Source organism: Streptomyces flaveolus, from assembly GCF_014648815.1.
Lineage (GTDB): Bacteria > Actinomycetota > Actinomycetes > Streptomycetales > Streptomycetaceae > Streptomyces > Streptomyces flaveolus.
The window spans coordinates 302724-323282 of the sequence record NZ_BMRV01000001.1; the positions used below are offsets into that span (position 1 = coordinate 302724).

22 protein-coding genes are annotated in these 20559 nt (G+C 72.6%); 11 read left to right on the forward strand and 11 right to left on the reverse strand.

Going from position 1 to position 20559, the window contains the following annotated elements; translation table 11 throughout:
- Positions 1–11: 11 nt before the first annotated feature.
- The gene (locus tag IEZ05_RS01370) at positions 12–1010 is read left to right on the forward strand and encodes a polysaccharide deacetylase family protein (protein WP_189228071.1); all 999 of its coding nucleotides are present in this window, start codon (positions 12–14) and stop codon (positions 1008–1010) included.
- A 69-nt stretch (positions 1011–1079) separates the two neighbouring features.
- Here IEZ05_RS01370 and IEZ05_RS01375 read toward each other — a convergent pair whose 3' ends face one another.
- Together IEZ05_RS01375 and IEZ05_RS01380 are read right to left on the reverse strand one after the other, a co-directional pair.
- Complete coding sequence (locus IEZ05_RS01375; protein WP_189228072.1) at positions 1080–1427, reverse strand: MazG-like family protein; 348 nt, start codon at positions 1425–1427, stop codon at positions 1080–1082.
- A gap of 36 nt (positions 1428–1463) precedes the next feature.
- Positions 1464–2006 carry a DoxX family protein gene (locus tag IEZ05_RS01380; RefSeq protein ID WP_189228073.1) on the reverse strand — a complete coding sequence of 181 codons (543 nt, stop codon included), beginning with the start codon at positions 2004–2006 and terminating at the stop codon, positions 1464–1466.
- Positions 2007–2168: 162 nt separating this feature from the next.
- Between IEZ05_RS01380 and IEZ05_RS01385 the strand changes: the two genes are divergently transcribed.
- On the forward strand, positions 2169–2495 hold the full coding sequence (locus IEZ05_RS01385) for a nuclear transport factor 2-like protein (protein WP_189228074.1): 327 nt from the start codon (positions 2169–2171) through the stop codon (positions 2493–2495).
- Positions 2496–2562: 67 nt separating this feature from the next.
- Positions 2563–3567 carry an aldo/keto reductase gene (locus IEZ05_RS01390; protein WP_189228075.1) on the forward strand — a complete coding sequence of 335 codons (1005 nt, stop codon included), beginning with the start codon at positions 2563–2565 and terminating at the stop codon, positions 3565–3567.
- 262 nt (positions 3568–3829) lie between these two features.
- Here the strand turns inward: IEZ05_RS01390 and IEZ05_RS01395 are convergent, their stop codons facing one another.
- Positions 3830–4624 carry an SDR family oxidoreductase gene (locus IEZ05_RS01395; protein ID WP_189228076.1) on the reverse strand — a complete coding sequence of 265 codons (795 nt, stop codon included), beginning with the start codon at positions 4622–4624 and terminating at the stop codon, positions 3830–3832.
- A gap of 142 nt (positions 4625–4766) precedes the next feature.
- On the opposite strand from IEZ05_RS01395, the gene IEZ05_RS01400 reads away from it, so the two are divergent.
- Positions 4767–6434, forward strand: coding sequence for an alkaline phosphatase D family protein (locus IEZ05_RS01400; protein WP_189228077.1), 1668 nt, complete (start codon positions 4767–4769; stop codon positions 6432–6434).
- Here IEZ05_RS01400 and IEZ05_RS01405 read toward each other — a convergent pair.
- Complete coding sequence (locus tag IEZ05_RS01405) at positions 6421–7458, reverse strand: Gfo/Idh/MocA family protein (RefSeq protein WP_189228078.1); 1038 nt, start codon at positions 7456–7458, stop codon at positions 6421–6423. The genes IEZ05_RS01400 and IEZ05_RS01405 overlap by 14 nt on opposite strands.
- Positions 7459–7542: 84 nt before the next feature.
- Between IEZ05_RS01405 and IEZ05_RS01410 the strand changes: the two genes are divergently transcribed.
- The 3 genes from IEZ05_RS01410 (at position 7543) to IEZ05_RS01420 (ending at position 11122) form a co-directional block, all read left to right on the forward strand.
- On the forward strand, positions 7543–8877 hold the full coding sequence (locus IEZ05_RS01410) for a multidrug effflux MFS transporter (protein WP_189228079.1): 1335 nt from the start codon (positions 7543–7545) through the stop codon (positions 8875–8877).
- On the forward strand, positions 8829–10004 hold the full coding sequence (locus IEZ05_RS01415) for a serine hydrolase domain-containing protein (protein WP_189228080.1): 1176 nt from the start codon (positions 8829–8831) through the stop codon (positions 10002–10004). The genes IEZ05_RS01410 and IEZ05_RS01415 overlap by 49 nt, the downstream gene beginning before the upstream one ends.
- Positions 10005–10129: 125 nt before the next feature.
- Positions 10130–11122 carry a small ribosomal subunit Rsm22 family protein gene (locus IEZ05_RS01420; protein ID WP_189228081.1) on the forward strand — a complete coding sequence of 331 codons (993 nt, stop codon included), beginning with the start codon at positions 10130–10132 and terminating at the stop codon, positions 11120–11122.
- Here the strand turns inward: IEZ05_RS01420 and IEZ05_RS01425 are convergent, their stop codons facing one another.
- The gene (locus tag IEZ05_RS01425) at positions 11123–11311 is read right to left on the reverse strand and encodes a DUF6243 family protein (RefSeq protein ID WP_189228082.1); all 189 of its coding nucleotides are present in this window, start codon (positions 11309–11311) and stop codon (positions 11123–11125) included. It lies immediately after the preceding gene.
- 110 nt (positions 11312–11421) lie between these two features.
- On the opposite strand from IEZ05_RS01425, the gene IEZ05_RS01430 reads away from it, so the two are divergent.
- Both IEZ05_RS01430 and IEZ05_RS01435 read left to right on the forward strand, forming a co-directional pair.
- On the forward strand, positions 11422–12045 hold the full coding sequence (locus tag IEZ05_RS01430; RefSeq protein WP_189228083.1) for a TetR/AcrR family transcriptional regulator: 624 nt from the start codon (positions 11422–11424) through the stop codon (positions 12043–12045).
- A 92-nt stretch (positions 12046–12137) separates the two neighbouring features.
- Positions 12138–12869: a bifunctional DNA primase/polymerase gene (locus tag IEZ05_RS01435; RefSeq protein ID WP_189228084.1), complete on the forward strand. Its 732-nt coding sequence runs from the start codon at positions 12138–12140 to the stop codon at positions 12867–12869.
- 22 nt (positions 12870–12891) lie between these two features.
- Here IEZ05_RS01435 and IEZ05_RS01440 read toward each other — a convergent pair whose 3' ends face one another.
- From IEZ05_RS01440 to efeO, 4 genes are read right to left on the reverse strand one after another with little or no spacing between them, the layout of a single operon-like run.
- A complete protein-coding gene (locus tag IEZ05_RS01440; protein ID WP_189228085.1) occupies positions 12892–13884 on the reverse strand; it encodes a hypothetical protein in 993 nt (330 codons plus the stop codon).
- The gene (efeU, locus tag IEZ05_RS01445) at positions 13844–14716 is read right to left on the reverse strand and encodes an iron uptake transporter permease EfeU (RefSeq protein ID WP_189228086.1); all 873 of its coding nucleotides are present in this window, start codon (positions 14714–14716) and stop codon (positions 13844–13846) included. Before efeU ends, IEZ05_RS01440 begins: the two co-directional genes overlap by 41 nt.
- Positions 14717–14718: 2 nt before the next feature.
- Positions 14719–15972, reverse strand: coding sequence for an iron uptake transporter deferrochelatase/peroxidase subunit (gene efeB / locus IEZ05_RS01450; protein ID WP_189228087.1), 1254 nt, complete (start codon positions 15970–15972; stop codon positions 14719–14721).
- Positions 15973–15989: 17 nt separating this feature from the next.
- Positions 15990–17144 carry an iron uptake system protein EfeO gene (efeO, locus tag IEZ05_RS01455; protein WP_189228088.1) on the reverse strand — a complete coding sequence of 385 codons (1155 nt, stop codon included), beginning with the start codon at positions 17142–17144 and terminating at the stop codon, positions 15990–15992.
- Between the two features lie 277 nt (positions 17145–17421).
- Between efeO and IEZ05_RS01460 the strand changes: the two genes are divergently transcribed.
- Positions 17422–18066: a PhzF family phenazine biosynthesis protein gene (locus tag IEZ05_RS01460; RefSeq protein WP_189228089.1), complete on the forward strand. Its 645-nt coding sequence runs from the start codon at positions 17422–17424 to the stop codon at positions 18064–18066.
- Positions 18067–18080: 14 nt separating this feature from the next.
- Here the strand turns inward: IEZ05_RS01460 and map are convergent, their stop codons facing one another.
- Positions 18081–18938: a type I methionyl aminopeptidase gene (gene map / locus IEZ05_RS01465; protein ID WP_189228090.1), complete on the reverse strand. Its 858-nt coding sequence runs from the start codon at positions 18936–18938 to the stop codon at positions 18081–18083.
- A gap of 57 nt (positions 18939–18995) precedes the next feature.
- Here map and IEZ05_RS01470 point away from each other — a divergent pair, with 57 nt between their 5' ends.
- On the forward strand, positions 18996–19226 hold the full coding sequence (locus tag IEZ05_RS01470) for a hypothetical protein (RefSeq protein ID WP_189228091.1): 231 nt from the start codon (positions 18996–18998) through the stop codon (positions 19224–19226).
- On the opposite strand, the gene IEZ05_RS01475 is transcribed toward IEZ05_RS01470, so the two are convergent.
- Entirely contained in the window at positions 19227–20528 is a 1302-nt protein-coding gene (locus IEZ05_RS01475) for an MFS transporter (RefSeq protein ID WP_189228092.1), read from the reverse strand.
- Positions 20529–20559: the final 31 nt, after the last annotated feature.

Here is a 20559-nt window from a genome sequence, read left to right on the forward strand (position 1 = left end):
GATCCCTTCGCATGCGCACCGGACCCCGTCCGTCATGGCGTCCCCTGGTCACCGGGGTGGCCGCCGCCGCACTGGCCGCCGCGGGCACCGTCGCCGCCGACGCCGCCCCCGCAGCCGCGCCCGCACGGGCCGCCGCCTGCAACGGCTACGTCGGCCTCACCTTCGACGACGGCCCCTCGAGCACCACGCAGGCCCTGCTCAACGCCCTCAAGCAGAACAGGCTGCGGGCCACCATGTTCAACCAGGGCCAGTACGCGGCCCAGAACCCGTCCCTCGTGCGCGCCCAGGTCGACGCCGGCATGTGGGTCGCCAACCACAGCTACACCCACCCGCACATGACCCAGCTCGGCCAGGCCCAGATGGACACGGAGATCTCCCGGACCCAGCAGGCGATCGCGGCCGCGGGCGGTGGTACGCCGAAGCTGTTCCGCCCGCCGTACGGCGAGACCAACTCCACGCTGCGGTCGGTCGAGGCCAAGTACGGCCTGACCGAGGTCATCTGGGACGTCGACTCGCAGGACTGGAACAACGCCAGTACCGACGCCATCGTGCAGGCCGTCTCCCGGCTGGGCAACGGCCAGGTCATCCTCATGCACGACTGGCCCGCGAACACGCTCGCGGCCATTCCCCGCATCGCGCAGACCCTGGCGAGCAAGGGCCTGTGCTCCGGCATGATCTCCCCGTCGACCGGCCGCGCGGTCGCCCCCGACGGCGGCGGCACCGGTGGCGGAGGGGGCGGTGGCGGCGGCTGCACCGCGACGCTGTCGGCGGGGCAGGTGTGGGGTGACCGGTACAACCTCAACGTCTCGGTGAGCGGGGCGGGCAACTGGACCGTGACGATGAACGTGCCGTCCCCGGCGAAGGTGCTGTCGACCTGGAACGTCAGCGCCAGTTACCCGAGTTCACAGGTGCTGACGGCCAAGCCCAACGGCAGCGGCAACACCTGGGGCGCCACCATCCAGGCCAACGGCAACTGGACCTGGCCGACGGTCAGTTGCAGTACCGGCTGACCTGTACGAGTGCCTGTGGCGAGGCGGTTCCACCGTCGCGCCACAGGCGCACGGCTGCTGTCGGGAACGTCAGGCTCCCGGCCCCGGCGACCGCCCCGCCACCCGCGTCAGGTGCCGTCCGAACACCTCGCGGGCGTCGGGTGTCAGGGTGCGCAGGGCCACCATCGCCGTGATCACGACGTCGCACAGCTCCGCCTCGACGTCCTCCCACGTGTGCGTGACCCCCTTGCGCGGGTTGTGACCGGTCGTGCCGATCACCGCCTCGGCGACCTCGCCGACCTCCTCCGACAGCTTCAGCATGCGCAGCAGGAGGCCCTCACGGCCGCCGACGGGCTGGTCCGCCTCCAGCCACTTCCACAGGGCGTCGACGGTGGTCCACGGGTCGTCGGCGGGCGTGCCGCCTCGGGTCTCGGTCATGCCGAGCAGCCTGCCATGAAGGCAGAGGGCGACGTGTCAGTCGAACAGTTGCTCCTGCTTGCCCTCCGCCGCCTTCCGCACCCGCCGGTTACGCGCCCCGACGATCACCGTCGTGGCGGCGGCCGTCGCCGCGAAGGCCGCCGGGACCATCCAGTTCCGGTTGACCGCGTGGCCCAGGGCGTGGTCCACGGAGAGCCTGCCGGGGCCCGTGACCGCGAGGCCGGCGGCCGTCAGGCCCAGGGAGGCCGCGTACTCGTAGCCGCCGGTCTGGGCGAAGAAGCCGTTCGGGGCGTGCACCGCGGCGGCGCCCGTCATCGCACCGGCCGCCGCCGCGCCCGCGGCCGGGGTGGCCAGGCCCAGGGCCAGCAGTACGCCGCCCCCGGCCTCCGCGAGGCCCGCCGCGGTCGCGCTCGCCCGGCCGGGTGTGTAGCCCATGGACTCCATGGCCTTGCCGGTGCCCTCGATGCCCCCGCCGCCGAACCAGCCGAGCAGTTTCTGCGCGCCGTGCGCGGCCAGTACGCCGCCCGTCCCCAGACGGAGCAGCAGCAGTCCGAGGTCGCGTCGGTCGTAGCAGGTCATGTCGGCTCCTTCAGGGCGGTGACGGCGGTGACTGCGGTGGTGTCCCTTCTCAGGGTTCCCACCCTCCCCACGTTTCCACCGTCGCACCGTCCGCACCCGACCGGCCCGCGGCGGGCGCCGTTCGGGTGGCGGGGGGCCGCGGCCGGTGTGACGCTGGCCGGCATGACCATTCAGACCACCCGACTCAGCGACCCGGCCGTCCGGGCCTTCGTCGCCGCCGTCAACGCGCACGACCGGGAGGCCTTCATGGCGCTGCTCGCGCCGGACGCCACCATGGCCGACGACGGCGACGACCGGGACCTCGCCCAGTGGATCGACCAGGAGATCTTCTCCTCCAACGGACACCTGGAGGTCGACAACGAGTCGAACGGCGGGCGAGCCCTCATCGCCCGCTACCGCAACGACACCTGGGGCGAGATGCGCACCCGGTGGAGCTTCACCGTCGACGACGACGGCCGGATCGCGCGGTTCGAGACCGGGCAGGCGTAACCGGGACCGACGGGCCACGCGGTCGCCCTTGCCTTCGGGTGCGCTTCAACTCCTAGCGTCCCCGGACATGGAGACCAACGGAACGACCGGCACCACCAGGACCCTCGGCCGCAGTGGTATCGAGGTCAGCGCGCTCGGCTTCGGCTGCTGGGCCATCGGGGGCGAGTGGCGGGACACCGCGGGGCAGCCGCTCGGCTGGGGACGCGTCGACGACGACGAGTCCCTACGGGCCATCCGGCGCGCCCTCGACCTCGGCGTCACCTTCTTCGACACGGCGGACGTCTACGGCACCGGCCACAGCGAACGCCTGCTGGGCCGCGCCCTCGGCAAGCGACGGGACGACGTCGTCGTCGCCACCAAGTGGGGCAACGTCTTCGACGCGGACACCCGCACCCTCACCGGCGCCGACGACTCGCCCGCGTACGTCCGCCGCGCGCTCACCGCGTCGCTGGAGCGCCTGGGCACCGACCACGTCGACCTCTACCAGCTGCACCTCGCCGACGCCGACCCGGGACGTGCCGCGGAACTCCGCGACGTCTGCGAGGAGCTCGTGGGGGAGGGGCTGGTGCGCGCGTACGCGTGGAGCACGGACGACCCCGAGCGCGCCGCCGTGTTCGCGGCCGGTGAGCACTGCGCGGCCGTGCAGCACCGGGCCAACGTCCTCCAGGACGCGCCCGAGATGATCGCCCTGTGCGAGGCCTCGGGGCTGGCGAGTGTCAACCGCAGCCCGCTCGCCATGGGGCTGCTGGGCGGCAGGCACGCGGGCCGGCGGGCCCTGTCGGCCGGGGACATCCGCAGCAGGCCGCCCGCCTGGCTGCCGGGGTTCGGGGACGGGACCGGTGCCGACCCTAAGTGGCTGGCGCGGGTCGAGGCACTGCGGGACGTGCTCACCGCGGGCGGCCGTACGCTCGCGCAGGGCGCGCTGGCCTGGCTGTGGGCCCGCAGCGACCGCACCGTGCCGATCCCCGGGTTCCGTTCCGTCGCACAGGCCGAGGAGAACGCGGGCGCGTTGGAGAAGGGGCCGCTCACCGCCGGCCAGATGGCCGAGGCCGAGCTGATCCTGCGGGGCTGACGCCGGCGGGCGTGTGTGCGGCAGCCGTCCGCCCACCGGTGCGTATCCCGCGGTCCCCCGCGGGATCCACCCCCATCCGGTGGCCGGAACGGCTGCCGCCTTCCCCCCTCGGTATGGCTTGCGGAGGTGCCGGAAGGCCGACGCTCCGAGTGTGAAGCTTCGGTGAAGGAAAGTTGAGCATAAGTCCGCCACCGGCCGCAATGGTGCGGACTGTTGAATTCCGATTGTGTGGATCGCCAAGGGTCCCGCGAGCGCGGTGCGTTCAGCCGCGCCCCACGTACGGCATCGCCGTCGCCATGACCGTCGCGAACTGCACGTTCGCCTCCAGCGGCAGTTCCGCCATGTGCCGCACCGTGCGCGCCACATCGGCGACGTCCATCACCGGCTCGGGCGCCACCACCCCGTTGGCCTGGAGCGCTCCCGTCTGCATGCCGGCCGTCATGTCGGTCGCCGCGTTGCCGATGTCGATCTGGCCGACCGCGATGCCGTAGGGCCGGCCGTCCAGGGACAGCGACTTGGTCAGGCCCGTCAGCGCGTGCTTGGTCGCCGTGTACGCCACCGAGTGCGGGCGCGGGGTGTGCGCGGAGATCGAGCCGTTGTTGATGATCCGGCCGCCCTGCGGGCTCTGCTCCTTCATCTGCCGGTACGCCGCCTGCGCGCACAGGAACGCCCCGTTGAGGTTGGTGTCCACCACGTGCCGCCACGCGTCGTAGGGCAGCTCCTCGACCGGCACGCCGCCCGGGCCGAACGTCCCGGCGTTGTTGAACAGCAGGTCCAGCCGCCCGAACCGGTCGCGCACGGCGGCGAACAGGGCGGCCACGTCCTCGGGCCGTGACACGTCGGTCCGTACGGCCAGGGCGGTGCCGCCGGGGACGAGCGCGGCCGTCTCCTCCAGGGGCTCGGTGCGGCGCCCGGCCAGGGCCAGCGTCCAGCCCGCGCGCAGCAGTTCGGCGGCGACCGCGCGGCCGATGCCGGAACCGGCACCCGTGACCACGGCGATCCTCTCCCGGCCGGTCATGTCGTACGTCCCCTCGTCGGCGGTTCTCACGGTGTTCATGAGGCCGCAGCGTACGCGTGGGGATCGGGCGGCGATCATGCGGAACTCATCCGTCCGACATGGGCCCGACATGTCCGCGCCAAGGTGTCGTCGTCCCCGGCCATTCGAATGCCCCCTGCACCCACCGCAAGGGGAGGAACGGATGACACCCGCGAACCACCAGGCTTCCGACCGTGCCCAGGCCGGCTCGGCCACGCACGCGCCCGAACTCCGCGCCGCCGCCCGCCACCTGGGCCGCCGCCGCTTCCTGACCGTCACCGGCGCCGCCGCGGCGCTCGCCTTCTCCGTCAACCTGCCCGCCGCCGGCACCGCGAGCGCCGCCGAACTCGACCCCGCCCGGCTCACCGGCGACCCCTTCACACTCGGCGTCGCCTCGGGCGACCCGCTGCCGGACTCCGTCCTGCTGTGGACGCGCCTGGCCCCCGCGCCGTACCAGGCCGACAGCGGACTGCCCGCGAAACGCGTCGACGTCGGCTGGGAACTCGCCCTCGACGAACGCTTCCGCCGCGTCGTCAGACGGGGCACCACCACCGCCCACCCCGAGTTCCACCACACCGTCCACGTCGAGGTCGGCCACCTCGCCCCGGGCCACGTCTACTACTACCGCTTCCGCGCCGGCCGCTTCGTCAGCCCCGTCGGCCGCACCCGCACCGCGCCCCCGGCCCGCGGCCGCACCGCCGGGCTCACCTTCGGCCTGGTCTCCTGCCAGCGCTACGACCAGGGCTACTACACCGCCTACCGGCACCTCGCCGAGGAGGACGTGGACGTCGTCTTCCACCTCGGCGACTACCTCTACGAGTACGCCGTCAACTCCGCCGGCGGCTCCCGCGCCTACCCGGCCGGCACCCTGCCGGACCTGTTCAATCACGAGACGGTGACGCTGGAGGACTACCGCCTGCGGTACGCCCTCTACAAGTCCGACCCCGACCTGCGGGCCGCGCACGCCGCGCACCCCTTCGTCGTCACCTGGGACGACCACGAGACCGAGAACAACTACGCGGGCGACACCCCGGAGAACAGCGTCCCGCCGGAGGAGTTCCTGCTGCGCCGGGCCGCCGCCTACCGGGCCTACTGGGAGAACATGCCGCTGCGGCGCCCGCAGCTGCCCGAGGGCCCGGACCTGAAGCTGTACCGCCGTCTGCACTGGGGCCGGCTCGCCCAGTTCGACGTGCTCGACACCCGCCAGTACCGCTCCGACCAGGCCTACGGCGACGGCTGGCAGTACCCCGGCCCCGAGTCCGAGGACCCGGGCCGCACCCTCACCGGCGACGCCCAGGAACGCTGGCTGATCAACGGCTGGCACCGGTCGGACGCCGTGTGGAACGTGGTGCCCCAGCAGGTCACCTTCTCCCAGCGGTACAACTCCACCACCACGCCCTCCAAGGTCTCCATGGACTCCTGGGACGGCTACCCGGCCTCCCGCGAACGGGTGCTGGCCGGCGCGCAGGCCGCCGGTGTCGAGAACCTGATGGTCCTCACCGGCGACGTGCACGTGCACTACGGCTTCGACATCAAGCGCGACTTCTCCGACCCGGGCTCCCGGACCCTGGGCACGGAGATCGTCACCTCCTCCGTCACCAGCGGCGGCAACGGCTCCGAGAAGCCGTCCAACTGGAACACCTACCTGGCCGCCAACCCGCACCTGCGGTTCTACAACGGCCTGCGCGGCTACGCGACGGTGTCCCTCGGCCGGGAGCTGGCGCGCGCCGACTTCAAGACGGTGTCCCACGTGACCACCGAGGGCGCGCCGCTCACGACCGCCGCCTCCTTCGTGACGGAGGTGGGGGAGCAGGGGCTCAAGCCGGCGTGACCTCACGCTCCGCGGCCGGCTCGACGGGGTGCTCGCCCGGGTAGCGGACGCCGACCCGGTCCCGGATCGCGTCGAGCGTCCGCATCACGGCGAGCGTGCCGTCCAGCGGGACCAGCGGCGACTCGGTCTCACCGGCCCGCAGCGCCCGCATCACCTCCCGCGCCTCGTGCTTGAGGCTCGCCCGCGGCCCGTCGGCCGGGTCGGCCGTGAACCTCTCGGGTTCGCGGCCGTCCCGGTGCAGCACGAAGTGGTCCGGGAAGAAGAAGCCGTACGGGACGTCGATGCGGCCCAGGGAACCGGTGACCGAGGCGGAGTTGGGCGTACCGCCGGTGATGGAGCAGTGCACCGAGGCGAGGGCGCCGCTGTCGTAGGAGAGCAGCGCACCCGTCTGGAGATCGACCCCCTCCTCCGAGAGCACCGCCCGCGCCGCGACGTCCGACGGCTCACCGAGCAGCAACTGCGCGAACGACACCGGGTACACGCCCAGGTCGAGCAGCGCGCCGCCGCCCTGCGCCGGGTCCCGCAGCCGGTGTGCCGGAGGGAAGGGGCCGGCCAGTCCGAAGTCCGCCTGGACGCTGCGGACCTCGCCGATCGCACCGTCCGCCACCAGCGCCTTCAGGCGCCGCACCAGCGGATTGCAGTACATCCACATCGCTTCCATCAGGAAGACCCCGCGCTCCCGCGCCAGCGCGACCAGTTCCCCCGCCTCGCGCGCGTTCAGCGTGAACGGCTTCTCGCACAGCACGTTCCGGCCCGCCTCCAGACAGAGGCCGGCGGCGGTGCGGTGCGCCGCGTGCGGAGTGGCGACGTACACCACGTCGACGTCCTCGTCCCGGGCCAGCGACTCCCAGTCGCCGTACGCACGCGGTATTCCGAACCGGTCCGCGAACGCCTTCGCCGACGCCTCGGTCCGCGAGGCCACCGCGACGACCTCCGCGTCCGGCAGATCGACCAGATCCGCCGTGAACGTCGCCGCCATGCCGCCGGTCGCCAATATCCCCCAGCGCACCCTCTGCTCGGCCACCCTGTCCCCACCCTCGCTCACGTTCAGACAAGTCCGTACGAGCTGAGAGCATAGGTGCCGGATCCGTCGAACAGGGAGGGGCACATGCCCGAGCGCGGGCCGTCCATACCGCACGCGTCACCGTCGAACACCACAGAACCGAACACGCCGGGGGCGGCCGGACCGGACACGGAGCCGGCCGTCCGTCCGCTGCGCGCCGACCGCCGCACCGGACTGCTCGTCACGCTCGTCCTCGGCGGTCTGACCGCCACCCCGCCGCTGGCGATGGACATGTACCTCCCCTCGCTGCCGGAGGTCACCGAGTCCCTGCGCGCGCCGGCGGCCACCGTCCAGCTCACGCTCACCGCCTGCCTGGCCGGCATGGCCCTCGGCCAGCTCGTCGTCGGGCCGATGAGCGACAAGTGGGGCCGTCGCCGGCCGCTGCTGAGCGGCCTCGCCGTCTACGTCGTCGCCACCGCGCTGTGCGCGCTCGCGCCCACCGTCGAGCTGCTGGTCGCGTTCCGGCTGGCGCAGGGCCTCGCGGGGGCCGCCGCCATCGTCATCGCGCGGGCCGTCGTGCGCGACCTGTACGACGGTGTGGCCATGGCCCGCTTCTTCTCCACCCTCATGCTGATCTCCGGCGTCGCCCCGGTCGTCGCGCCGCTCATCGGCGGGCAGATCCTGCGGGTGACGGACTGGCGGGGCGTGTTCGTCCTGCTCACCGTGGTCGGTGTGCTGCTGGGCGGGGTCGTGTGGGCCAAGCTGCCCGAGACGCTGCCCGAGACCGAACGGCACGCGGGCGGGATCGGCGACACCCTCCGCTCGATGCGCGGCCTGCTCGCCGACCGGGCCTTCACCGGGTACATGCTCGCCGGCGGCTTCGCCTTCGCCTCGCTGTTCGCCTACATCTCGGCGTCCCCGTTCGTCGTCCAGGAGATCTACGGGGCCTCCCCGCAGACGTTCAGCCTGCTCTTCGGGCTCAACTCGATCGGCCTGGTCGTCGTCGGGCAGATCAACGGCAAGGTCCTCGTCGGGCGGGTCAGCCTGGACAGGGTGCTGGGCATCGGCCTCCTCGTCGTCATCGCCGCCGCGACCGCGCTGCTGCTGATGGCCCTCGGCGTCTTCGGCGAGGTCGGGCTCGCGCCGATCGCCGCCGCGCTGTTCGTGCTGATGTCCGCGATGGGCATCAGCCTGCCCAACACCCAGGCGCTCGCGCTGATGCGGGTCAAGCAGTCCGCCGGCTCCGCGTCCGCGCTGCTCGGCACGTCCTCCTTCCTCATCGGCGCCATCGCCTCCCCGCTGGTCGGGATCGCCGGGAAGGACACCGCCCTGCCGATGGCGATCGTCCAGCTGGGGGCGGCGCTGGTGGCGCTGGCCTTCTTCCTGGGCATGTGCCGCCCCTCGGCCGGGCGTACGACCGCGGAGGGGGCGGAGAGCTGAGCGCTCCGAGACTGCGCAGCGACACCCCGGAACGGGCCGGACTCGACCCCGGGGAGCTCCGTCGTGTCGTGGCGGACGTGCACGCCCTCACGGCCGGCGAGCGGCCCTGGGCCGCGGGTGCCGTCGTGGCCGTGGGGCGCGGGCCCGTGCTCGCCGTCGAGGAGGCGGCGGGGTGGGCCGTGCGGTACGCGTCCTACGACCCGGGCACCGACACGGGCGTGGAGCTGCCGGCCGGCTCCCGGGTGCCGATGACCGTCGGCACGCCCTTCGACCTGGCGTCCCTGACCAAGCTGTTCACCGCGGTCGCCGCCGTGCAGCAGATCGAACGCGGCACGCTCGGCATCGACGCGGAGGTGGGGGCGTACCTGCCCGACTTCCGCGGGGCCGCCGCGCACGGCGTCACCGTGCGGCAACTGCTCACGCACACCTCCGGGCTGCGGCCCGAACTGCCGTTGTACGACTGCGCCGACGACGGGGAACGGCTGCGGCGGCTGCGGGCGGAGCCGCCGGTGGGGGTGCCCGGCACGTACTGCTACTCCGACCTGAACATGCTGCTCCTCCAGCACGTGCTGGAGCGTGTCAGCGGGCGCCGCCTCGACCTCCTCGTGCGCGACGGGATCACCCGGCCGCTGGGCATGACGGCGACGCACTTCGGGCCGTGCCCGGGCGCGGCGGCGACGGAGGACCAGCGGCGGCCGTGGGCCAAGGCGGACCGGGGGATGCTGCGGGGCGTCGTCCACGACGAGAACGCCTGGGCGCTGGGCGGGGTGGCCGGTCACGCGGGGCTGTTCTCGACCGGCCGGGACCTCGCGGTCTTCTGCCGGGCGCTGCTCGCGGGCGGCTCGTACGGGCCCGCGCGCATCCTCGGCCCCGACTTCGTGGAGCTGCTCCTGATGGAGCCGGGGCTCGGCTTCGCGCTCGACCAGCCGTGGTTCATGGGGGAGCTGGCGGGGCGCGGGGCGGCCGGGCACACGGGCTTCACGGGCACGATGCTGGTCCTGGACCGCGCGACGGACACGTTCGCGATCCTGCTCGCCAACACGGTCCACCCGCGACGGCGGCCACCGGACAACGGACCGCGGGCGTTGCTGGGGACACGGGTGGCACGGGCGGTACGGGCGATCTGACGGCGCGCGGTGCCTGCGGCGGCCTGTGGGGGTGCGCGTAGCGGGTTCGGTTGTCTGTGGGGCGGGGCCGACCGATGCGCGCCGGGCCACCACCCCCGTTCACCCCCGCCCCGTAGAATCCACGGGTGAACGCCCCCGCCACCCCCGCCGACACCCTGCGCACCGCCCTCGCCGACCTCGTCGACGGGCTTCCGCCACGCCAGGCCGCGCAGGCAGTCGAGCGGCTGATCGCCAACTACCGCGGGGCCACCCCCACCGACGCCCCGATCCTGCGGGACCGCGCGGACGTCGTCGCGTACGCCGCGTACCGCATGCCCGCGACCTTCGCCGCCGTGCGGTCGGCGCTCACCGCGTTCGCGGACGCCGTGCCCGAGTGGGCGCCGGCGAGCCACGTGGACGTGGGCGGCGGGACCGGCGCGGCGACCTGGGCCGTCAGCGACACCTGGGGCGGCGCCCGCCCGGTGACCGTGCTCGACTGGGCCGAGCCCGCGCTCGCCCTCGGCAAGGAGATCGCCGCCACCCACCCGGCCCTGCGCGACACCCGCTGGCAGCGCTCCCGGATCGGCGCCGCGCTCACCGTGGAGAGCACCGACCTCGTCACCGTCTCCTACGTCCTCAACGAGCTCACCCCCGCCGACCGCGCCGCCCTCGTCGACGCCGCCGCCGGCGCCGCCCGGGCCGTCGTGATCGTCGAGGCGGGCACCCCCGACGGCTACGCCCGCGTCATCGAGGCCCGCACCCGGCTGATCGCCGCCGGTTTCCACGTCGCCGCCCCCTGCCCGCACAGCGCCGCCTGCCCCATCGTCCCCGGCACGGACTGGTGCCACTTCGCGGCGCGGGTCAGCCGTTCCTCCCTGCACCGCCAGGTCAAGGGCGGCTCCCTCGCCTACGAGGACGAGAAGTTCAGCTACGTCGCCGCCACCCGCTTCCCGGTCGCCCCCGCACCCTCCCGCGTGGTCCGGCGCCCGCAGATCCGCAAGGGGCAGGTCCTGCTCGACCTGTGCGAGACCGACGAGCAGCTCCGCCGCCGGACGGTCACCAAGCGCCACGGCGACCTGTACAAGGCGGCCCGCGACGCGGACTGGGGCGACCCGTGGCCCCCGGCGGCGGAGCGCTAGTCACGACTCCCCACGGGCCTCCTGCCCCCGTTTCTCCTGGAGCCTGCGCAGCAGCTCCCGCTTCTGGGCCCGCGCGTCCTGCGCGCCGCCGATCCGGTCGCCCCGGCCGCCGCCGCGCAGCGCCCTGCGGCCGAGGTTGCGGCGCGCGCCGCCCACACCCAGCATGTTCCCGGCTCCGCCTCGGGTCATGTGAGGCTCACTTCCCTTCACTCCAGTACGACGAGACGGTTCGTCTCGAATCTTTGTCGTCACCACTGTCAAGCGAGACGCACCGTCTTGTCAACTGGTAAATTCGCGTCATGGCCACCCAGAAACCCACCCAGGTCCCCGACGTCACACGCCGCAGCGCCAGGTCCCGCCGGGCCATCTACGACGCCGCCCTCGCACTCGTCGCCGAGGCCGGCTACCCCAGGACCACCATCGAGGGCATCGCCGCCCGCGCCGGCGTCGGCAAGCAGACCATCTACCGCTGGTGGTCCTCGAAGGCCGACGTCCTGCTGGAGGCCTTCCTCGACCTCGGCGACCAGGCCGCGCAGGCGGCGGGGCAGGAGTCGTACGCCATCCCCGACACCGGCGACGTCGCCGCCGACCTCAAGGCCGTGCTGCGCGCCACCGTCGACGAGCTCACCGACCCGAGGTTCGAGGCGCCCTCGCGGGCCCTCGCCGCGGAGGGCGTCGTCAACGAACAGCTCGGGCGGGAGTTCGTGACCAAGCTCCTGGAGCCCTCGCTCCAGCTCTACGTCGACCGGCTGCGCGCCGCCCAGGACGCCGGCCAGGTCCGGCCGGAGGTCGATCCGCGCATCGCCCTCGAACTCTTCGTCTCGCCGCTCGCCCAGCGCTGGCTCCAGCGCACCGCACCCTTCGGCTACGACTACACCGACACCCTCGTCGACTACGCCCTGTACGGGCTCGCTCCCCGCTGACCAGTGAGGTTTGTCCCTTCCCGACCCCTGAAGCGCGGAATGGTGGGACCATAGGGCATGCTGATGCGCACGACGGCGAGGCGAGGGGATAGATGAGCGCGGACTTCGGTGGCCGGCCCGGCCTGCGGGACAAACTCTCCCAGTGGCTGCGCAAGAGCCGCCCGAAGGAGGCCGCCGGCGACGGCGACCGGGAGGCCCTGCTGCTCGCCGCCGCCGCCGCGGGACTGCCGCTCGCGCCCGCCGCCCACCCGGTCGGCTACCGCTGTTCCTGTGAGCGCGTCGGCTGTCCCACCCCCGCCCGGCACCCCGTGTCGTTCGCCTGGCAGACGCAGTCCACCACCGACCGGGCGCAGCTCGAGCGCTGGGTCCGGCACCAGCCGCAGGCCAACTTCGTCACCGCGACCGGCATGGTGCACGACGTCCTCGACGTGCCCCTGGAGGCCGGTCGCGAGACGTTGCGGCGGCTGCTCGACGCGGGCGTCGAGGTCGGGCCCGTCGCCGAGAGCGACGACGGCCGCATGCTGTTCTTCACCCTCACCCGCGGCACCCCCGAGCAGGAGGACGAGTGGTGGCCGTGCGAGCTGGACTGCCACCCGGAGACCATGGACGAGCACCCCGGCCTGCGCTGGCACTGCCGCGGTTCCTACGTGCTCGTACCCCCCGCCCGGCTGCCCGGCGAGGACCGTGCGGTGCACTGGGTACGCGGCCCCGAGCATCCGCTGCCCGACCCGCTGACCCTGCTGGAGACCCTCACCGACGCCTGTGCCCGGCACGTCGGCGAGGAGAGCGACCCCGTCGGCACCGCCTGGCCGCTGCGCCGCTGAGCGCGGGCCGGCCGTAAGGGCGTTACTCGCCCTTCGCCGACGTCATGCCCTGAATCCGGCCCAGGACCGACACCTGGCCGCTCCCCGCCGGATCCAGCGCGACCTCGTTGGAGACGAACTCCATCGTCAGCGACTGCTTGATCTCGCCGTCCGTCAGCGCCTGCACGTCCTTGTTCGGCGTGGGCACGGACGTGCCCTGCGCGGCGGTCTGCTTCTCGAAGTGACGCGTCGTGAAGAACACCATCGCCCCGCCGTCCTTCGTGCGCAGCGCCAGCGGCGCGTAGTCGCCGTCGGTCAGCGGCTCGTCGATGTACTGGGTGACCAGGCCCGGCCTGATCGACCGCTTCTTGCGCAACTCCCGCCACTCGCTGGTGTGCGCGCCGTCCGCGAAGGTCTTCCCGCCGTCCTTGAGGTACGTCGTGTAGTCCTCGCTCAATCCGGCGGGCACGGCGGCCAGTTCGGTGGAGTTCGCGGGGACGGCCTCGGCCCAGCCGTCCTCGTCGGTCTTGAACTCGGGCACGTCACCGGGGGCGACCAGCGTCAGGTAGGCCACCTCCCAGGTGTCCTCCAGACCGTCCCGGGTGAACACCAGCAGCCAGCGCGCCTCACCGCCCTTGTTGGCCCTCGTGTCCGCGACGAACCAGCGCGGCCAGCCGGCCTTCTTGGGGATGGTGAACTTCGCGTCCGTCAGCTCCAGCGGTGAATGCGCCGGATTGCCGCCCGGGTTGTTGGCCCGGCCGGCCTTCAGTCGCGCCGAGTCGATGGCGGCGAGGGCGCCGGTGGTGTACTCGGCGTCCAGCGAGCCGTCGTAGGCCTTGTCGGCCTTGTTGTACGCGTCCGTGAACTGTTCGAGCGCCTTCGCGGCCTCGGCCCGGGTGGTCGCGGGGAGCACCTCTCGCTCGCCGTGCACCACCACGCAGCCGCTCGCCGACAACGACAAAGCCGTCACCGAGGCCGCTATCAGTGCGCTCCGGTCAAGCCTGCGGGGCCTTCGAGGGCCGCGATCCCTGCTCATCAGGTTCCTTCACCTTCCCCTTCCCGGAGGCGAACCCTACCGGGGCGAGGAACAGCGCGAGCGTCGGGACCAGGTACAGCAGCCACACCGTGACCTGGAGGACGGTCGGGTCGGGCTGGAAGTTGAACACGCCCTTCAGCAGGGTGCCGTACCAGCTCGACGGGTCGATGGTGTTGCTGATGTCGAAGGCCAGGTTCGTCAGGCCGGGCAGCAGGTCGGCCTCCTGGAGGTCGTGCACCCCGTACGCCAGCACGCCCGCGGCCACGACGACCAGCATGCCGCCGGTCCAGGTGAAGAACCTGGCCAGGTTGATGCGCAACGCGCCCTTGTAGAACAGCCAGCCGAGCAGCACCGCCGTCGCCAGGCCCAGGGCCACGCCGATCAGCGGGCGCGGGGTGCCGTCGCTCGCCGCGTGCACCGACGCCCACACGAACAGGGCGGTCTCCAGGCCCTCGCGGCCCACCGCGAGGAACGCGGTGGCCACCAGCGCGCCCGTGCCCATCCTCAGGGCCGCGTCCAGCTTGCCGTGCAGCTCCGACTTCAGGTGGCGGGCGGTGCGCCGCATCCAGAACACCATCCACGTCACCAGCACCACCGCGACGATCGACAGCGAGCCGCCGAGTGCCTCCTGCGCCTTGAACGTCAGTTCCTGCGAACCGAATTCGAGGACGCAGCCGAAGCCGAGCGCGATGGCGACCGCGACACCGATGCCGGCCCAGATCGGCTTCAGCGCGTCCCGGCGGCCCGTCTTGACCAGGTAGGCGATGAGGATGCAGACGACGAGGGAGGCCTCGAGGCCCTCACGCAGTCCGATCAGGTAGTTGGAGAACACGGTTACGCCTCCTTGGCGAACAGCGTGCTGCCCCACCAGTCGTCCGCGTCACGGACGCCGGGCGGGATCGCGAAGACCGCCGAACCCACGTGCTGGATGTATTCGTTGAGCGCGTCCGTCGCCAGATTGCGCTGGACGCGGATGAAGCCCTCGCGCACGTCGCGCTGGTAGGCGAGGAAGAACAGACCCGCGTCCAGGCGGCCCAGACCGTCGGTGCCGTCGGTGAACGAGTAGCCGCGGCGCAGGATCGTCGCCCCGCCGTTGGCGTCGGGGTGCGCGAGCCGGACGTGCGCGTCGGGCTTCATCGCCTTCAGGAACGGCTCGTCGCGCTCCTTCGCCCTGCCGACCGGGGCGCCCTCGCCCTTGTCGCGGCCGAAGACGTCCTCCTGCTCCTGGAGGGAGGTGCGGTCCCAGGTCTCGATGTGCATGCGGATGCGCCGGGCGACCAGATAGGAACCGCCGGTCATCCAGTCCGGGCCGTCCTTCGCGCCGACCCACACGTGCTTGTCCAGGCGCTCCGTCTCCGTGCCCGAGATGTTGCGGGTGCCGTCCTTGAACCCGAACAGGTTGCGCGGGGTCTGCGCGTCCGCCGTCGTCGAGGACGTCTTGCCGAAGCCCAGCTGGGACCAGCGCACGACGACCTTGCCGAAGCCGATGCGGGCCAGCTGGCGGATCGCGTGCACGGCGACCTGCGGATCGTCCGCGCAGGCCTGGACGCACAGGTCGCCGCCGCTGCGGTTCCCGTCGAGGTTGTCGCCGGGGAACTTCGGCAGGTCGACCAGCGCCTCGGGGCGCTGCCCGGAGAGACCGAACTTCCCGAACAGGGACGGCCCGAAGCCGACGGTGAGCGTCAGCCGGGACGGCTTGAGGCCCAGCGCCTCGCCGGTGTCGTCCGGCGGGGCCTCGGCCAGTCCGCCGTAGGCGCCCTCGCCGACCGGTTCCCCGGCGGTCATCCTCCGGGCCGCCGCCGTCCAGTCCTTCAGCAGCCGGACGAACTCGGCGCGGTCGTCGGTTCTCACGTCGAACGCGGCGAAGTGCAGCCGGTCCTGCACCGGGGTGGCGATGCCCGCCTGGTGCGCACCGTGGAAGTCGACCGCGCCGCCCGCGTCGGCACCCGCCGGGTCCACGTCGTCGCCGGTGCGGGTCATCGCCAGCGCCCCGCCGGCCGCGGCGGCACCGAGGGCGAGCCCCGCACCGCCCCAGCCGATCAGCGCGCGGCGCGAGGGCGCGTGCGCCCCGCCGTCCGTGTCCGTCATCGTCGTCCCCCGGCGCGCTACTTGCCGACCACGGCGGCGGCGAGCTTGGACAGCGGCTCGGCGAGCGCGTTGACCGCGTCCGACAGCTCCTTGCGATCGGCCTTGCCGACCTTGTCGTAGGAGGTGAACTCGTACGACGTCGGACCCGGCCGGTACTGGTGGAGGAGCTTGTCCAGGGCGGCGAACTGCTTGTCGAGGTCCGCCGTCAGCGCCGCGTCGTTCTCCCGCGCGACCGGCTTCAGCAGCTCGTACGACTTCTGGGCGCCCTCGACGTTGGCCTTGAAGTCGACCAGGTCGGTGTGCGAGTAGCGCTCCTCCTCGCCGGTGACCTTGCCGGTGGCGACCTCGTCGAGGAGTTCCTTGGCGCCGTTGGCCATCGACGTCGGGGTGATGTCGGCGGTGCCGACGCGGTTCTGCCAGTCCTTCAGGTCGGTGACCAGGGTGCCGGCGAGTTCCTTCTCGCGGTCGCCGATCTTCTTGTCCTGCCACAGCGCCTTCTCCAGGCGGTGCCAGCCGGTCCAGTCGGTCGCCGGGTCCTGGCCGTCCTCCAGGCCGTCCTCGCGGACGTCGACCTTCGGGTCGATGTCGCCGAAGGACTCCGCGACCGGCTCGGTGCGCTCCCAGCCGATGCGGGAGGGCGCGTACGCCTTCTTCGCGGCCTCCAGGTCACCGGCCTGGACGGCCTGCGCGAACGCCTCGGCCTTCGGCAGCGTCTCGTCGGCCTGCTGCTGCACGTACTGCCGGTAGGCGGCCACGGCCCCGTCCAGCCGCGGGTCGCGCCGGGCGGCCTTGCCGCCGGTGGCCTTGACGTCCTGGCGGATGCCCTTGCCCTTCATGCCGGGCTTGCAGGCGATCCGGTAGTCGCCGGCCTTCACCTCGGCGGTGACCCGCTGCTTGGTGCCGGGGCCGATGTTCTCCCGCTCGGTGACCACGCGGTCGTCGGGGAACAGGAGGTAGACCTCGGTGACCTTGGACCCCTTGTTCTCGATGGCGAGTTCGACGTGCCCGGCCGGGAACTCCTTCGTCGACACGTCGCACGCGTCGTCCTTCGCGGTGACGGTGACGACGTGGTCACCGTCCGACGAGTCGCTCTTCTCGGCGCATCCCGTCACGGCGGTCAGGGCCGCCGCGGTGGCGACGGCGGTGACGACGGAGAGTCTGGCGGCTCGCATGCGGGCTCCAAGGGATGGCCGAAAGTACGCGTGACGGACCTCATAGGGAAGGTGAGGCTCGCCTAACGTACCTAAGGTTTTCCTAAGCGATACCCGTCGATACGGTGATCCGAATCTCATGGACGGTGTATGAGCACAGGTCGGTCACGGTGGCTCAAAGAGGCGTCCATAGGGAGGTCAAGGAAGTGCCAAAGGGTGCGTCGTGGGACGACCCTCGCGTCCCCCGGTGCCTGCCGCCCGGACCGCCCCGCCGCCTCGGCGATGCTTGAATGCCCCGGTGACTGACTACGACGTACTGCGCGTCTTCTGTGCGCCGAACGGCGGATACGGCAACGAGCTCGGCGTCGTCCGGGACGGATCCGTGCTGCCCGAACGGGCCGAGCGGCAGGAGCTCGCCGGCAAACTCGGCTTCAGCGAGACCGTGTTCGTCGACGACCCCGAGCGCGGTGTCGTCGACATCTACACGCCCACCCTGCGCCTGCCGTTCGCCGGCCACCCCTGCGTCGGCACGGCCTGGCTGCTCGACGTGCCCGAACTCGTCACCCCCGCCGGGGTGGTGGGCGCCCGCCAGGACGGCGAGTTCAGCTGGATCGAGGCACGCCCCGAGTGGGCCCCGCCGCGCACCTTGCGCCAGTACGCCGGTGTCGCCGAGGTGGACGCGCTGCCGGTGCCGCCGCCGGGGGAGTGGATCTACGCCTGGGCCTGGGAGGACGAGGCGGCGGGCCGTGTCCGGGCCCGCGCCTTCCCCGGGCGCGACGACGGCATCGACGAGGACGAGGCGACGGGGGCCGCGGCGCTGCTGCTGACCGAGCGGCTGGGCCGTGCCCTCAACATCACGCAGGGGGCCGGCTCACAGATCCTCACGGCGCCCCAGCCCGGGGGATGGATCGAGATCGGGGGACGGGTGCGCCTGGAGCGGTGACGGCCGTCGGCCGGTCAGGGCAGCGTGAGGATGTCCGCGCCGGTGTCCGTCACCACCAGGGTGTGCTCGAACTGGGCGGTCCGCCTGCGGTCCTTCGTCACGACCGTCCAGCCGTCGTCCCACATGTCGTACTCGTGGGTGCCGAGCGTCAGCATCGGCTCGATCGTGAAGGTCATCCCGGGCTGGATGACGGTCGTCGCGTGCGGGCTGTCGTAGTGCGGGACGATCAGCCCGGAGTGGAACGACGAGTTGATCCCGTGCCCGGTGAAGTCCCGCACCACTCCGTAGCCGAAGCGCTTCGCGTACGACTCGATGACCCGGCCGATGATGTTGATCTGCCGGCCCGGCTTGACCGCCTTGATCGCGCGGGCCAGCGACTCCCGGGTCCGCTCGACCAGCAGCCGGCTCTCCTCGTCCACGTCGCCGACCAGGTAGGTCGCGTTGTTGTCGCCGTGCACGCCGCCGATGTACGCCGTCACGTCGAGGTTGACGATGTCACCGTCGCGCAGCACCGTCGAGTCCGGGATGCCGTGGCAGATCACCTCGTTGACGGAGGTGCACAGGGACTTCGGGAAACCGCGGTAGCCGAGCGTCGACGGGTAGGCGCCGTGGTCGCACATGTACTCGTGCGCGACCCGGTCCAGCTCGTCCGTCGTCACGCCCGGCGCGATCAGCTTCGCGGCCTCGGCCATCGCCCGCGCCGCGATCCGCCCGGCCACGCGCATCGCCTCGATCGTCTCGGGCGTCTGCACCTCCGGTCCGGTGTACGGCGCCGGCGCCGGTTTGCCGACGTACTCGGGCCGGCGGATGTTTCCGGGGACGGAACGGGTGGGAGACAGCTCCCCTGGTACGAGCAGCGACTGGCCAGACATGCCGCGAGTCTAACCAGCGGGCACGGGGGAACATGTCGGTGGCGAGAGGAGCTGGTCATGGCCCTGTTCAAGAAGCGCACGGTCGGAAAACCGGGCGAGTGGTACTACTGCCTGGAGCACAAGAAGGTCGAGGAGGGTCCGGACTGCCCGGCCAAGGACCGGTTCGGGCCCTACGCCTCCCGGACGGAGGCCGAGCACGCGATGCAGACCGCGCGCGAGCGGAACCTGGAGTGGGAGAACGACCCCAAGTGGCACGACGCCCAGGCCGGACGCGGCGACGAGGACTGATCAGGCACTCGGCACGGCGGCTGCGCGTTGCTCGCGCAGCCGCACCGCGTGCTCGTTCGTCCGAGCGTCGTACGTCATGAGCGTGGGCAGGCACAGCGCCAGCAGGCCCACCGCGCCGGCGCACAGCAGCCCGCCCGACCACACCGACGCCCGCACCCCGACGAGCGCGGCCGTACCGCCCGCCCGGACCTGACCGAGCTGCGGCCCCACCGAGTACGACAGCAGCTCGATCCCGGCGAGCCGGCCGCGCAGCTCGTCCGGGATCGTCTGGTTCCACATCGCCCCGCGGAAGACGCCGCTGACCATGTCGCAGGCGCCGGCCAGGGCGAAGCACCCCAGCACCAGCCACACGTTCCCGGCGACCCCCGCGGCGGCGATCGCGACGCCCCAGCCGACGGCCGCCAGCACCACCATCCGCCCGTGCCGGTGCACCCGCGACGTCCAGCCGCTGCTCACGCTCACCAGCAGGGAGCCCGCCGGGATCGCCGCGTACATCAGGCCCAGCGACCACTCGGCGTCCAGCTCGTCCGCCAGGAACGGCAGCACGGCGAGCGGCATCGCCAGGAACATCGCGGCGAGGTCGATCGCGTAGGTGCCCAGCAGCTCCTTGCGGCTCCACGCGTACCGGGCGCCCTCCGCGATCGCCGCCCAGGACGGCTTCGCCGCCTCGTGCGAGGCGGGGGACGCGGCGAGACGGATCCCCAGCACCACGGACACGGCGAAGGTGACGAGGTCCACCCCGTACGCCCACCCCAGCCCCGCGTACGCCACCACGACGCCGGCCAGCGCGGGGCCGGCGATCCCGCCGACCTGCCAGCGCAGCGCGTTCAGCGACGCGGCGGCCGGCAGGTGCTCGTGCGCCACGATCCGGGGGATCAGCGAGTCCAGGGCGGGGCGCTGGACCGCGCCGAGCGCGGAGGTGAGGGCCGCGACGACGTACAGCGGCCATACGGCCGGGCCCGGCAGCAGCGAGTTGACCAGCAGCACGACGCACAGCAGGCCCTGGCCGGCCTCCGTCCAAAGGATCAGCTTCCGCTTGTCCCAGGCGTCGGCGAGCGCTCCGCCGTACAGCCCGAACACCACCAGCGGCACCAGCTCCACGGCACCGATCGCGCCCACGGCCGCGGCCGACCCCGTCAGCTCCTTGACCTGCACCGGCAGCGCGACGAACGTCAGGAAACTCCCGAAGTTCGTGATCAGCCCCGCCACCCACAGCCGCCGGAAATCGGCGGAGGCGCGCCAGGGCGAGAGATCGGGCAACAACGCACGCAGCCCGGCCGGGGCGGGGGAGTCTTCGGTCACGAGGGGCCATCGTCGACGGGACGGATACCGG